Origin of the sequence: Pseudonocardia lacus (genome assembly GCF_018531445.1) — a bacterium.
GTDB lineage: Bacteria > Actinomycetota > Actinomycetes > Mycobacteriales > Pseudonocardiaceae > Pseudonocardia > Pseudonocardia lacus.
The window spans coordinates 49,560-62,573 of the sequence record NZ_JAHDTH010000007.1; the positions used below are offsets into that span (position 1 = coordinate 49,560).

Below are 13,014 nucleotides of genomic sequence, written 5' to 3' on the forward strand. Positions count from 1 at the left end.
GTCCGGTGCCGCGGCAGCGTGGACCCATGTCCGAAGACAGGAGTACCGCGAGTTCCGCTCCCTCGCCCAGGCCCCCGCTGCGCCGTCCGCCGGACGGCGTCCTCGGTGGCGTGTGCGCCGCGGTCGCGGACCGCACCGGTGTGGCCGTCGCACTGGTCCGCCTGGCCGCGATCGCGCTGCTGGTCGTCAGCGGGGGGGTCGGTGGTGGTGGCCTACGTCATCGCCTGGGTCCTCATCCCACGGTCCGGAGCGACGGCAGCCCGCCCGGCTCCGTCGGCCGGCGGTGCGGCCAGGCCCGGCGTCCGCGAGGCGTGGCGCACGGTCGGCACGGAGCTGCGCTCGCTCGGCGGCGCGTTGCGGCCGGCGCGGGTTCCCGCCGACGGGGCCGCTCCGGCGACCTCCGCTGGACGCGGTCCGATCCGGGCCGCGGACGCGGTGCTGAGCGGCCTGGGGGAGCGGCTGCGCACTCCCGAGGTCCGCGAGCGCGCCCGCCGGGCGGTCGACAGCGTGTCGACGGCGGTGGGCGCGAGCATCGACAGCGTCGACCGCCGCGGCCGCGGTGGTGACCGCCCGACCTGACGGGATCTCACGGGCGGAGGACTTCCGCGCCGCACGGGACGGGACCTTCGCCCCGGGGCCGGATCGGTGGCGGGCGGGATGCTGGAGGCGTCCGACGGAGGTGAGGACCATGAGGTTCACCGGAAAGGACGTCGCTGCGACCGTGCTGGTCGCCGCCATCGTGGTGCCGTACGTGGGGTACCTGCTGGGCTGGGACGTGCCGCTTGTCCAGGACCCGCGGGGCATGGGCGCCATCGGTCTCGTCCTCGGCATGCTCGCCGCTCTGCTGGCCGGGCGTGCCGCGTTCGACGCCGAGCCCTGGCACCGCACCGCCCTGGTGACGGGGGTGGGTGCGTTCGGCCTCGGCGTCGCCGCGGTGTGGACGGAGAATGAGTACGTGCTGGCCGTGTTCGTGATCGCCATCGTGGCGACCTGGGCGCTGGCCACGCTCGTCGACACCGCGGTCCTGCCGCCCACGAGGACGGCGGGACGGGCGCACGGTCACGTCTGACGGTGCGCCCGGAGCCCCGATCCGGTTCGCCGGGTCGGGGCCCCGCGCCGTCCGGACGGGGCTCAGGCCCGCGGGAGCGGTCGGGTTCCGGTGCCGGTCTGCACGAGGTCGCGGGCGATCCGCAGCGACAGCACGTGCACGTAGAGGTGGATGCGGGCATCGGCGAACTCCGCGAGCGCCGCGCGGGCGGTCGCCGCGAGGACGGTGGCGTCGACCCCGGGGAAGTCCCGGACCAGCTCCGCGAGCAGCCGGCGCGACGGCTCGTCCGCCGTCTCGACTGCATCGGCGGAGCCGGCGGCGCGGGGACCGGTGACGGTCTCGGAGCGGGCCATGCCCCGATGGTCGGTGCGCTGCCAGCACGATGGACAGGGGCGACGGTCCGGGATCGTCCGGGTCCTCCGCCCCCTCCCAGCACGACGATCAGGACGCCTGCCGCCGCGGCACGTCGCGGGGCGCCGCGCTGCGGCGGACCCGGCGACCGGTCAACCGCTGCAGCGGGATGGAGAACGCCCGCTGCGCGGGTCCCGGCGTCCACGGTGGCGGGAGCCGCTCGGCCAACCAGGCCAGGCGGACCGGTTCGAGGATCTCGTAGGCCTCGCCGACCCCCAGCACGCTCCAGCCCGTCCACGTCGGATCATCGAGCTCATCGACCTCGAAGGCGACGACGTGGTGGCAGGTGGCGTCGGCCAGCGCGCTCAGGGCCGGGGTGGCGAAGACGACCTCCTCGTCGTCGACGAGGTAGGCCACAGGCTGCGCGGCCGGCAGGGCGGACTCGGTGAACACGACCCGCCCGATGCGGCGCGAGCCGAGCAGGCGCAGGCACTCGGCCCGGTCGAGGTCCACGAGCTCACGCCCTCCGGGGTCATGGTGGTTGAGCATCTGCATCCCGCCATGGTCGGGTCGTCCCCGATCCGGGACCGGTGTCGGAGGTCCCGCGGGCGAGCGGCGTTGGCCCTGTCCGGGTCGTCCACCGGCCGCGCCCGGGAGCGGGCGCCCGGTGGCGCAGGGTGAGCCAGGCCAGCGCACCGACCGGGATCGGCGCCCAGTAGCTGACCAACCGCCACCCCAGCACCGCGACCGCGGCCGCCTCCAGCGGCGTCCCGAACCCCACCAGCGCGGGCACCAGGACGCCCTCGACCACGTCGATGCCGCCCGGGGTCAGGGGCAGCACGCCCAGGACCCCGGGCAGGGCGTAGGCGACGAAGAGCTCCAGCGGATCGGCCGGGTGGCCGGTCCCGGCCAGGACGACGCCGAGCGCCGCCGCGTCGAGCAGTCAGTTGGCCGCGCCCCACCCGCACGCCACGGCCAGCCGCGCCGGGTCGCTGCCCAGTGCCCGCAGGTTGCTCGGCCTCCCGCACGACCACGTCCTCGACCCGCTGCGGGTCGACGCGCGGGATCCACGAGGCCAACCGCCGCACACCGCGCCGCGTCCGGGACCCCTGCCCGGGTGAGCACGACCACGACACCGCACGCCACCGCGATCAGCGCGGCGCCGGCGGTGGCCGCGCCGACGTAGAGGTCGCCGTGATCGGCGCCGTGCAGGGGGATCGAGACCAGCAGGGCCACGGAGAGCATGACGTGCGGCGGCAACGCCGAGCCGGTCCCGCACCCCTTACGGCCGAGGCCCTGGGCTGGCAGGCGGCACGTGGCCATGCCGGACGACCGTGTGGCGGCTGCGTTGTCGGGGCCCTGCCGCCGGCCTTCAGAGCGGCACCTGACACGTGCTCCGAGATGGTGGGCCGGTTCGCCGAGGCCTGAACCGCTTTGGCGCAGGCCGCGGAGGAACGTCCGGGAGTCGCTGGTGGTGTCGGTTGTCGAGCCGCTGGCCGTGCTGGCGGTCGAGGCGACCCGTGGTGGGCCCCGACGGAGCGGGGCAGAAGTAGTTCACGTTGTGGTAGGCGGTCTGGTCGCGGCGGGACCGAGCTTGAGCGACATGCTCGCGCCCTCGGGTAAGCGGATTCACCAGCCCGATCGGGACGGCGTCAACTCTGGCAGGGATCCGATCGCGGACTCTCGGTCCACAGTCGACGGTCTTGTGGCACATCTGTGGCACGAGAGCGCGGAAACCGCTGGTCAGATATGGCAGATGTCGCAAGATGTCCGGAGCATCGTCTGTAGTCGTCGACGCTCGAGTGCAGATCACGGAGCGACCTGAATTGCATGTTCGATCTGTGGTCGGTGTCGTCGACGATCATGGACGTCGACTCGACCGCAGGCCCGGCTCCGACGGTCACGAAGCCCTCGGACCTGCGGCGATGGTGCGCTGCTCAGTGCACCATCCACCCGCCCCGGCGGCGCACCGTCCGGTCGAGGATTCCCAGCGTGGCCTTCAGCGACGCCTCGGAGATGATCGGGAAGATGCCGCGCTCGCGCCACCGCTGGGAGATCTCCGACCAGTCGTAGTACTGCGTGACCAGCGTGCCGCCCTCGACGGGTTCGAGCCGGTAGCCGTAGACGTGCCCGATCGGCGGCCGCGCGACGCCGACGATGGTCCAGGCGATCTCGCGGTCCTGCTCGTAGGTGCGGATGCTCACCGTCACGTCGTACGTGCCGAGCTCGGGGAAGTCGCCGAGGGCCTCGCGGTCCATGTGCACGACGAACTGGTCACCCACGGCCGAGACCGGCTCGCCGGTGGCGTCCATCAGCATCCCCGAGGCGTCGATGTCGACGTGGCCCTGCGGGTCGCGCAGCACCGCGAACACGGCCGCTGGCCCGGCCGGGATCGTGCGGGACACCTCGATGCGCTCGCGCTGCGCTGTCTGGTCGTGCGGTGCCTCGGTCACCGGCGTGACACTGCCACGTGATCGCGGGCGGCGCAGCGGTGATCGGCCGCCGCCGGGTCGCGGCCGGCCGGCCGCAGCCCCTGCACGATCGCGACGCAGGACAGCACCAGCAGGCCGCCGAGCACCTGCACCGGGGTGAGGAACTCACCGAGCGCCAGCGTCGCCAGCGCCGTCGTCACGACGGGCTCGAAGGTCGACAGGATGGCCGCCGACGACGGGCCGACCCGGCGCAGCCCGGCGAAGAAGGCCAGCATCGCCACCACCGTCGACACGACCGCGATGCAGGCCAGCCAGAACCACGCCGCCGGCCCGAAGCCGAGGTCGATGCCGCCGGTCACCAGGCCGCGCACGGTGAGGGTGACCGCGGCCCCGGTCATCACCAGCGCCGCCAGCAGCACCGGCGGCAACCGGCCGACCACGCCGTCCGCGACGAGGATGTAGACGGTGTAGGCGAGCGCCGTGCCGAAGCCCAGCGCGGCGCCCACCGGGTCGACGTCCAGCCCGCCCGCGCCGGCGAGCACGAGCACGAGCCCGCCGGACGCGGCCGCCAGCGCCGCGCACCGACCCGCCGTCAGGCGGTCGCGGCCCAGCAGCACCGCCCCCAGGGTGACCAGCAGCGGGTAGCTGTAGAAGATCAGCGACAGCAGCGAGGCGCCCATCCGTTCGAGCGCCGCGAAGTACAGGCTGGCCTGGGTGGCGTACCCGACCGCTCCCAGCGCGAAGGCCGTGGCCAGCACCCCGATGGCCGCGCGGCCGCGCGGGGTCCGGGTGCCCGTCGGCATCGCGCGCAGACCCGGGCGCACGACCAGCAGCACCGCGAGCAGCACTGCGGCCAGTGCGAACCGCACCAGGACCAGGGCATCGGGGGAGACGCCCTCGGCGTAGGCGAGCTTGCCGAACACGGCCATCGCCCCGAAGCACGCCGCGGACAGCAGGCACAGAGCGGCTCCCATGCCGCCGAGCATCAGCGGCGGAAAGCTCCACGTCCAGTGACGATAAGTGGAGGTGAATGGTTAGCATCTGTGGATGGTCAGCTTCGACCTGCGCCGACTGCGACTGCTGCACGAGCTGCGGGAGCGCGGCACGCTCGGCGCGGTCGCCGCCGCGCTGGGCTACAGCCCGTCGGCGGTCTCCCAGCAGTTGGCGGTGCTGGAGAAGGAGGTCGGCGAGCGGCTGCTGGAGAAGGCCGGCCGCGGCGTGCGGCTGACCGACGCCGGGCTGCTGCTGGCCGGGCACGCGCGGACCCTGCTGGCCGCGGCCGAGGCGGCCGCCGCCGACCTGGCCGCGCTGGCCGGCGACGTGCGCGGCACGGTACGCGCCTGCGGCCTGCAGTCGGCCACGCGCCACATCCTGGTGCCCGTCGTGGCCCGGCTGATGGCCGAGTACCCCCTGGTGCGCACGGAGGTCTCGGAGACCGAGCTGGAGCAGGCGCTGCCCGAGCTGCGGCTGGGCGCGGTCGACGTGGTCATCAGCGACGAGTACGACGGCCACCCGCGCCCCCGCCCACCCGGGCTGCGCTTCGCGCTGCTGCACGAGGAACCGCTGCGGCTGGTGCTGCCGACCGCGCACCCGCTGGCCGCGGCCGGGGACCCCGTCGCGGTCTCCGCGCTGCGCGACGACGTGTGGGCCGCGTCCGACGCGGGCACGGGCCACCACGACATGGTCGTCGGGACGTGCCGGTCGCTGGGCGGCTACGAGCCCGACGTGCGCCACCGCTCCAACGACGCCGACGTCCAGCTGGAGCTGGTCCGGCGCACCGGCGCCGTCGCGCTGCTGCCCGAGCTGACCCTGCCGACCGGCGACCCGACCGTCGCGGTCCGCGAGGTCGCCGAGGTCGACGTGCGCCGGCGCCTGGTCGTCGTCACCCGCGACGGGCCGGCGGCCCCCGCGCTGACCGCCTTCCTGGCCGCCACGACGGACCAGGTCGCGTTGCTCCCAACAGGCGCCGGTGTTGATCGTGGAGACCCGAACGGGTAGACGTCGAACCCGGGAGCGGGGCCGACGACGATGGGGTGGGTCGACGACGTGGCAGTACTCGACGGAATCCGGGTCGTCGACCTGGGCCGTTTCATCGCGGGCCCGTACTGCGCCGCGCTGCTCGCCGATCTCGGCGCCGACGTCATCCGGGTGGAACGGGTGGGCGGCGGCGAGGACCGCTGGGTGGCCCCGGTCACCGAGGACGGCGTGGGCGCGACGTTCCTGCAGTGCAACCGGGGCAAGCGCTGCCTCACCCTGGACGTGGTCGCGCCGCGGGGCCGGGCGGTCGTCGAGCGGCTGGTGCGCACGGCGGACGTGGTGGTCGCCAACCTGCCCCCGAAGACCCTCACGACGATGGGCCTGGACCACGCCTCGCTGAAGGCGATCAAGCCCGACATCATCCTGACCACGGTCAACGCCTTCGGCTCCGGCGGCGACTGGAGCAACAAGGTGGGCTTCGACGGCCTCGCCCAGGCCGCGTCGGGCAACATGCACCTGACCGGCCCCGAGGGCAGCCCCTCCCGCGCGTGGGTGCCCTACGTCGACTTCTCGACCGCCGCCCTGGCCGCGCTGTCGACGCTGGCCGCCCTGATGCACCGCGAGCGCACGGGGGAGGGCCAGCTCGTCGAGGCCGCGCTGCTGCGCACGGCCCTGACCTGGAACAGCGGCACCCTCATCGAGGAGGCGATGCTCGGCCTCGACCGCGTCACCTCCCACAACCGGGGCCAGACCGCGGGCCCGGTCGACGTGCACCGCAGCCGCGACGGCTGGGTGATGTGCTTCGTCGTCGGCCGCTCCCAGTTCGCCCGCTGGGCGACGATGATCGGCCGCCCCGACCTCGTCGACGACGACCGCTTCACCGACGACCTGGCCCGCGGCGAGAACGGCGCGGCCCTGTCGGCCTACATGGGCGCGTGGTGCGCCGACCGCACCACCGAGCAGTGCCTGTCGGAGATGGAGCGGCACAAGGTCCCCGGCGGCCCGGTGCTCTCCCCGCGCCAGGTGCTCGACCTGCCCCACGTCGACCAGATCGGCGTGTTCGAGCCCGTCGAGTACCCGACCGCCGCCACCCCCGTGCCGTTGGCGAGGTTCCCGACCGTGCTGTCGGCGTCCCCGGGTGTGATCCGCGGGCGGGCGCCACAGTTGGGCGAGCACACCGACGAGGTCCTGGCGGAGCTGGGCTACGGCGTCGATGAGGTGAGCGCCTTGCGGGAGGCGCGGATCGTGTAGCGCGGGCTCGGGCTCCGAGGATTGGTGGGTGCACGCGCCCCACAACTCAGCGACCGGCATGGGTGAGCCTCCGAGCGGGCTCGGCCTGAATCGGGCACGGTGGATCCGGATCCGGTGCGATTCTCGGATGCCGGCGTGGTGTGCGATTTGCATCGACCCAGGCGGGAGGGATGAACTCCGGTAGTCCGTCGGCCGCGATTTTCACCGTCCAGGCGGTGGAATGGATTTCGCGGTGATGCAGCCGGCACAGCATGACCAGGTTGTCGACCCGGGTGGCTCCGCCTTGTGACCATTCGCGGATGTGGTGGATCTCCGACCAGCTCGGTGGTCGGTCACATCCGGGGTGGGCGCATCCGCGGTCCCGGGCGGTGATGGCCTTCCGGATGGCCGGTGGGATGATCCGCTGGGTGCGTCCGACGTCGAGGGGTTTCCCGGTGCCGTTCATGACGATCGGGGTGACCGCGGCGTCGCAGCACAGCATCCGCAGCCCGGCCGGGTCGAGGTGGCCGCCGAAGTCCAGGCAGGCGGCCTGGGCCCGGTTCTCCAGATCGCTCAACTCGACGGTGAGCAGCAGGTGCGGGCGCCATCCGCCGGTGCTGGGCAGGGTCTTGTCGCCGTGGTCGGCGACGAACCCGCACACCTCGGCCAGCGCGTCGGCGGCCCGCTCGGGGCCGGTGCGCTGGTCTTCCGCGGTCCGCGGCGCGGCTTTGGCGTCGATCACGGCGGCGATCGAAGCGAACCGGACCGGGTCTTCGATGATCCCGTGGATCTTCCCGCCACCACCGGGTAGTGGGGTCAGGTGCAGTTCGTTGACCTGCACCGGCTCCCGGTCCTCGTCGGAATCGACCCGGTCGTAGGCGTGCACCAGTTCGGTGCCGTACTTGGCCAGCTCGCGGGTGGTGCTGGTGCCCGCGGCGGCGGCGATCTGCTCTTCGATCCCGGCCCAGGCATCGGCCGGAAGTCGCCGCGCCGCAGTCGAGTCGGCGAGCTGGGCGATCCGGTCGACCTGCTCCAGGCTCGCGGCCCCCGCGCGGAATGCGGCGGCCATGGCAGGCAGTACCTCGCCCTGCCCGTCGTGCTGCGGCGTCACGTGTTCGGCAGCGCGCACGATCTCCCGTGCCCGCCCACGGTCGACCCCGAGCACCGAGGCGACAGCCGACTCCGGCCGAGCATGCCCGGCAGCGGCGAACGCCCCGCTGCGCCTGAGGTCGGCCACGATCTCGACCTGCACCTGCGACACCAGTCGGGACAGTTCCCGGGTGGCGGCGAGACCGGAGATCTTGTCCTGGTCGGATATCCCGGAATCGTTCTCGCGTAAACGCGCGGCGACCTCGCGGAGGAGGTCGCCGGCGGCGGCGAGTTCGGTCGGGATCATGTCTTCGATTCTACTCGCACAAACGTTCGGAGTCGAGGATTTATGCAGCGGGACAACAAGCGAGTCTTCGCGCAAGCAAATGGTGTGTGCGCACGCGAAATGAGCCCCTCCTGGGGTACGGCTCGCAGCGCAACCACGCTATCGATAAAACCCAACCGGACCACCGCGCAAACGCAACGGGAGCGAACTAAGAAGGACCACCCACCAGGCCCGCCCACAGTAGCCCGCCCTACGAGGCAGGTTCCCCACCCCACGACGCGCCACCAGCGCGCTGCGAGGACAAGTCCAGGGCTGCACGGTGTGCGTGCTCGGCGAGAATGACCGCATGGAAGACGCCTGCCCGTGCGGCTCCGGCACGCCGTACGGCCGATGCTGCGGTCCGGCCCACGCCGGGACCCCGGCGCGGACCGCGGAGGCGCTCATGCGCTCGCGGTACTCGGCCTTCGCGCTGGGCGACGTGGCGTACCTGCTCGCGAGCTGGCACCCGTCGACCCGCCCGTCCGACCTCACTCCCGACGACGACGTGACGTGGCGGCGCCTGCAGATCGTCGACGCCGTCGCCGGCGGGCCGGACGCCACCGAGGGCGTCGTCGAGTTCCGGGCGTCCTACCGCACACCGACAGGCGCGGGCCTGCTGCACGAGCGCAGCCGCTTCGTCCGCGAGGACGGGCGCTGGTTCTACGTCGACGGCGACGACCTCTCCTGACCCCGCAGGCGGGCCGCCTCGAGCGTGCACATGTGTCCCGCCCTCCTCTCCGATGTGGTGACTGGCGACCGCCCGGGGCCCGGTTGCCGGAGCAGTCCCTCGGGTACCTCCCGGCATGGCCGAGACCCACCCGACCCCGCGCCGGCGTTCGGCGCCGGCCCGGGCGCTCGTCGTGGTGTTCCTGGTGCTGGGGCTCGTGTCGGTCGGGCTCGCGCTGTGGCTGCAGACCTGGTGGATGTGGCTGATCGCGGCGGTGAACCTCGGCACCGCCTACCAGTTCTTCGCCGCGGGCACCGGCGGGAGGTCATCCACCCGCTGATCCGCGCGCCAGCTCGGGCAGCTCGGTGGCGCAGACGTGGCGCAGGGCGGCGAGGCCGGCGGCGATGGCGGGCCGGTCCGCCGATCCGGCCCGCACCGCGGTGAGGACGTGCCTCGTGGGCAGTGGGGGACCGGCGACGGGGATGCGACGCGTGTCGTGGCGGCCGGGTAGCTCCGCCAGGCGCGGCACGAGGGCGACCCCGAACCCCCGGGCGACCAGCGCCGCCCCGGTGTCCCACTCGTCGGCGTGGTGGGCGACGGCCGGCTGGAAGCCCGCGCTGGTGCAGGCCATCGTGACCAGCTGGTGGTAGGCACCGCCGGGGGTGCCGACGATCCAGGGGTCGCCGGCGACCTCGGGCAGGGCGACGGCGTCGCGGTCGGCCAGCGGGTGCGCCGGCCCGACCAGGACGTCGAGGGGCTCGGCGTAGAGCGGATGCTGCTCGAACGCGGCGTCCGACCTCGGGGGGATGTCCGGGGTGGCCACGACGACGGCGATGTCGACGTCGCCCGCCGCGAGGAGGTCGAACGCACGGGCGGGCTCGCTCTCGCGGAGCTGGACCCGCAGGGCCGGGTACCGCTCGCGCAGCAGGACGAGCGCCTGCGGGGCGACGACCGCGGCGGCGGTGGAGAAGCCGGAAAGGCGCAGCGACCCAATGAGGTCGCCCGCGCGGTGCGCGGCGAGGTCGGCCTGGGCCCTCTCCCACGCGGCGGAGAGCTCGGTTGCGTGGTCGAGGAGGGTGCGGGCGGCGGCGGTGAGCCGCACCGTGCGTCCCACGGGCTCCAGCAGGACCACGTCGAGCTCGCGGGCCAGTGCCTGCATCTGGTGCGACACCGCCGACGGCGTCAGCCGGCAGACCTCGGCGGCGGCGGTCACGGTGCCGTGGCGCGCGATCGCCTGCAGGACCCGCAGTCGCCGGTCAATCATGCGAGAACCGTACAAGATCAGCTGTAGGAACTTGCGATGGACGTGAACGGTTCTCGCCGCCGACACTCCTCCCAGGGGCACGGCCGTCCGCGAGACCGTCAGGAGTCCGGTGTGGACAGTTATCGCGCGATCGTCGTCGGCTGCGGGGGTCTGGGATCGGCGGCGCTGTACCGGTTGGCCCGCGAGCTGGGGCCCGGCGTGCTGGGGCTGGAGCAGTTCGAGCTGGGGCACGGCCGCGGGGCCTCCCAGGACCACTCGCGGATCATCCGACTCGCCCAGCACCAGCCCCGGTACGCGGCGCTGGCCAGGGCGGCGTACCGGGCGTGGGCCGAGGTGGAGGCCGAGTCGCTGCAGACGCTGGTGGTGCGCACCGGCGGGCTGGTCATCGAGGACCGCGACGCGCGGCAGGGCCTGGCGACCGGGACGCGCAACATCGAGGGCTACACCGAGGTGTTCCACCGCTTCGGCGTCGACCACGAGGTCCTCGACGCCGACGAGGTCATGGCCAGGTGGCCGCAGTTCCGCCTCGACGGCGGCGAGCGGGCCGTCCACCAGTCCGAGTCCGGGATCGTCGACGCCGCGCGCGCCAACGCCGTGCACATCGCGCTCGCCCGGGCCCACGGGGCGCACGTCCGCGAACGCGCCGCCGTGCGGGCGGTGCGCCCGGACGGGGCCGGCGTGGTGGTGGAGACCGACGACCGGACCTACCGCGCCGACCGCGTCGTCGTCGCCGCCGACGCCTGGACCAACCGGGTGCTGCGGGAGTGCGGACTGCGCCTGCCGCTGACCGTCCTGCAGGAGCAGGTCACCTACTACGCCACCCCGCACCTGGCGGAGTTCGCCCCGTCGCGGTTCCCGGTGTTCATGTGGCACGGCGAGCACAACTTCTACGGCTTCCCGGTCCACGGCGAGGTCGCCACGAAGCTCGGCCAGCACATGGGCGGGCACGAGACCTCGGCCGACGAGCGCACCTTCGAGCCCGACCCGGTGCGCCGCAAGCGCTACGAGCTGTTCGTCCAGCGGTACCTGCCGCGCTTCGGCGGGCCCGAGCTGTACACGAAGACCTGCCTGTACACCGTGCCGCCCGACCAGGACTTCGTGCTCGACACCGTCCCGGACCACCCCCAGGTCACGGTCGCGGTCGGGGCCGGGCACGCCTACAAGTTCGCCGCGCTCATCGGCGAGGTGCTCGCCGATCTGGCCATGGGACGTCGGCCCGCGCACCCGATCGACGACTTCTCGCTGACCCGCCCGGCGCTGACCGACCCCGCCTTCCCGCGTTCCTTCCACGTCTGAGCCGAAGGGGAGACCGATCGCGATGACGACCGAGGCCACCGATCCGCACGCGGCGCTCCCGGCCCGCCCCGTCGACCCGGCGCGGTTCACCGACGAGCGCCTTTACGCGCACACCAGGCTGCCGGTGGAGCTGGCCTCCACGCTGCTGCCCGACGCCTACACCAGCCCCGAGTTCTTCGCCCTGGAGCGGGAGAAGGTCTTCGCCGACGGGTGGGTCGCCGTCGCGTGCACCGCCGAGGTCGACCGGCCCGGGGCCTGCACGGTCGTCCAGGTGGCCGGGCGCTCGGTCATCGTCACCCGCAACCGGGACGGCGAGCTGCGGGCGTTCCACAACGTCTGCCGGCACCGGGCGACCGCGCTGCTCGCGCCCGACGCCGCGCACGTCGGGCGGGGCGAGCGGATCCGCTGCCCGTACCACGCCTGGGCCTACGACCTCGACGGCGCGTGCCTGGGCACCCCGCTGTTCGAGGGCTCCGACATCCCCGCCGGTCAGGAGGCGATCTTCGACACCTCGCCGGCCAGGGCGTTCGACCGGGCCGACCACGGCCTGCTGCCCGTCGCGGTGGACAGCTGGGGCTTCCTGGTGTTCGTCAACCTCGCCGCCGACCCGGCGCCGCTGGTCGAGCACCTCGGCGACCTGCCGGAGCGGTTCGCCGGCTACCGGCTCGAGCAGTGGCTGCCCCGGCGGCGGCGCAGCTACGACGTGGCGGCCAACTACAAGCTCGTCGGCGAGAACTTCATGGAGTACTACCACCTGCCCTGGGTGCACCCCGAGCTGAGCAGGGTCTCGAAGTTCTCCGACCACTACCGCTGGCAGGGCCCGGGCATGTACACGGGGATGTGCACCACCCCCGTCTCGGGCAACGGCGACGCGGGCGGCTGGGACGGGTTGGCCCCGGTCGAGGGGCTGACCGGGTCGGACGCCGACAGCGGCCGGTTCGTCTGGCTCTTCCCGAGCACCGCGATCTCGGTGCTGCCCAACCACGCCTTCGTCCTGTTCAACCGCCCCGTCGGGCCCGCGCGGACCGTGGAGACCGCGGTGATCCTGGCCCACCCCGACTCCGTGGCCGGCCCCGACGGCGAGGACGGCCTGGACCAGCTGGAGAAGTTCTGGGACCTGGTCAACCGCCAGGACCTGGAGATCGTGCAGCGGGTCCAGGAGGGCATCGCGAACCCGGCCTACCGCGGCGGGCGGATGTGCTTCCGGTTCGAGGAGCCGCTGCACCGCTTCCAGAACATGGTCGTCGACCGGATGGTCGGCGCGCGGCGGGTGCCCGGCGGCGACGCCGAGACCGCGACCCGGATGCTCCCGGAGGTCTGAGTCTCGGCCCGGTG

General features: G+C 73.6%; 15 protein-coding genes and 1 pseudogene. 9 read left to right on the top strand and 7 right to left on the bottom strand.

All coding sequences use genetic code 11. The features are described 5' to 3' along the window. Positions 1-26: 26 nt before the first annotated feature. The 3 genes and pseudogenes from KIK08_RS42180 to KIK08_RS03280 all read left to right on the top strand — a co-directional run. Positions 27-191, top strand: a pseudogene (locus KIK08_RS42180) (PspC domain-containing protein); the annotation flags it as partial. A gap of 13 nt (positions 192-204) precedes the next feature. Further along, complete coding sequence (locus KIK08_RS03275; RefSeq protein WP_250556199.1) at positions 205-579, top strand: hypothetical protein; 375 nt, start codon at positions 205-207, stop codon at positions 577-579. Positions 580-688: 109 nt separating this feature from the next. Then, positions 689-1,069 carry a hypothetical protein gene (locus tag KIK08_RS03280; RefSeq protein WP_214401454.1) on the top strand — a complete coding sequence of 127 codons (381 nt, stop codon included), beginning with the start codon at positions 689-691 and terminating at the stop codon, positions 1,067-1,069. Between the two features lie 62 nt (positions 1,070-1,131). On the opposite strand, the gene KIK08_RS03285 is transcribed toward KIK08_RS03280, so the two are convergent. The 5 genes from KIK08_RS03285 to KIK08_RS03305 all read right to left on the bottom strand — a co-directional run bounded on the left by KIK08_RS03285 (position 1,132) and on the right by KIK08_RS03305 (position 4,805). Further along, complete coding sequence (locus KIK08_RS03285) at positions 1,132-1,401, bottom strand: three-helix bundle dimerization domain-containing protein (RefSeq protein WP_214401455.1); 270 nt, start codon at positions 1,399-1,401, stop codon at positions 1,132-1,134. Positions 1,402-1,489: 88 nt separating this feature from the next. Beyond that, positions 1,490-1,954 (bottom strand): pyridoxamine 5'-phosphate oxidase family protein, encoded by a 465-nt coding sequence (locus KIK08_RS03290; RefSeq protein WP_214401456.1) that lies wholly within the window; start codon positions 1,952-1,954, stop codon positions 1,490-1,492. Continuing rightward, positions 1,932-2,342, bottom strand: a complete 411-nt coding sequence (locus KIK08_RS03295; RefSeq protein WP_214401490.1) for a lysylphosphatidylglycerol synthase transmembrane domain-containing protein — start codon at positions 2,340-2,342, stop codon at positions 1,932-1,934. Before KIK08_RS03295 ends, KIK08_RS03290 begins: the two co-directional genes overlap by 23 nt. A gap of 994 nt (positions 2,343-3,336) precedes the next feature. After that, the gene (locus KIK08_RS03300) at positions 3,337-3,852 is read right to left on the bottom strand and encodes an SRPBCC family protein (RefSeq protein WP_308257357.1); all 516 of its coding nucleotides are present in this window, start codon (positions 3,850-3,852) and stop codon (positions 3,337-3,339) included. Continuing rightward, complete coding sequence (locus KIK08_RS03305; RefSeq protein WP_214401457.1) at positions 3,849-4,805, bottom strand: DMT family transporter; 957 nt, start codon at positions 4,803-4,805, stop codon at positions 3,849-3,851. The genes KIK08_RS03300 and KIK08_RS03305 overlap by 4 nt, the downstream gene beginning before the upstream one ends. A 73-nt stretch (positions 4,806-4,878) precedes the next feature. Here KIK08_RS03305 and KIK08_RS03310 point away from each other — a divergent pair, with 73 nt between their 5' ends. Both KIK08_RS03310 and KIK08_RS03315 read left to right on the top strand, forming a co-directional pair. Then, positions 4,879-5,829 (top strand): LysR family transcriptional regulator, encoded by a 951-nt coding sequence (locus tag KIK08_RS03310; protein WP_214401458.1) that lies wholly within the window; start codon positions 4,879-4,881, stop codon positions 5,827-5,829. Between the two features lie 48 nt (positions 5,830-5,877). Beyond that, on the top strand, positions 5,878-7,059 hold the full coding sequence (locus tag KIK08_RS03315) for a CaiB/BaiF CoA transferase family protein (RefSeq protein ID WP_214401459.1): 1,182 nt from the start codon (positions 5,878-5,880) through the stop codon (positions 7,057-7,059). 46 nt (positions 7,060-7,105) lie between these two features. Here the strand turns inward: KIK08_RS03315 and KIK08_RS03320 are convergent, their stop codons facing one another. After that, on the bottom strand, positions 7,106-8,434 hold the full coding sequence (locus tag KIK08_RS03320) for an HNH endonuclease signature motif containing protein (RefSeq protein WP_214401460.1): 1,329 nt from the start codon (positions 8,432-8,434) through the stop codon (positions 7,106-7,108). Between the two features lie 325 nt (positions 8,435-8,759). Here KIK08_RS03320 and KIK08_RS03325 point away from each other — a divergent pair, with 325 nt between their 5' ends. Together KIK08_RS03325 and KIK08_RS03330 are read left to right on the top strand one after the other, a co-directional pair. Beyond that, positions 8,760-9,140, top strand: a complete 381-nt coding sequence (locus tag KIK08_RS03325) for a YchJ family protein (protein WP_214401461.1) — start codon at positions 8,760-8,762, stop codon at positions 9,138-9,140. Positions 9,141-9,255: 115 nt separating this feature from the next. Then, positions 9,256-9,459 (top strand): hypothetical protein, encoded by a 204-nt coding sequence (locus tag KIK08_RS03330; protein WP_214401462.1) that lies wholly within the window; start codon positions 9,256-9,258, stop codon positions 9,457-9,459. Here the strand turns inward: KIK08_RS03330 and KIK08_RS03335 are convergent. Further along, positions 9,445-10,383: a LysR family transcriptional regulator gene (locus tag KIK08_RS03335; protein ID WP_214401463.1), complete on the bottom strand. Its 939-nt coding sequence runs from the start codon at positions 10,381-10,383 to the stop codon at positions 9,445-9,447. The two genes, KIK08_RS03330 and KIK08_RS03335, sit on opposite strands and share 15 nt — an antisense overlap. Positions 10,384-10,494: 111 nt before the next feature. Here KIK08_RS03335 and solA point away from each other — a divergent pair, with 111 nt between their 5' ends. Together solA and KIK08_RS03345 are read left to right on the top strand one after the other, a co-directional pair. After that, complete coding sequence (gene solA / locus KIK08_RS03340) at positions 10,495-11,679, top strand: N-methyl-L-tryptophan oxidase (protein WP_214401464.1); 1,185 nt, start codon at positions 10,495-10,497, stop codon at positions 11,677-11,679. 22 nt (positions 11,680-11,701) lie between these two features. Then, positions 11,702-13,000: an aromatic ring-hydroxylating oxygenase subunit alpha gene (locus KIK08_RS03345; protein ID WP_214401465.1), complete on the top strand. Its 1,299-nt coding sequence runs from the start codon at positions 11,702-11,704 to the stop codon at positions 12,998-13,000. The last annotated feature ends 14 nt before the right edge of the window (positions 13,001-13,014 follow it).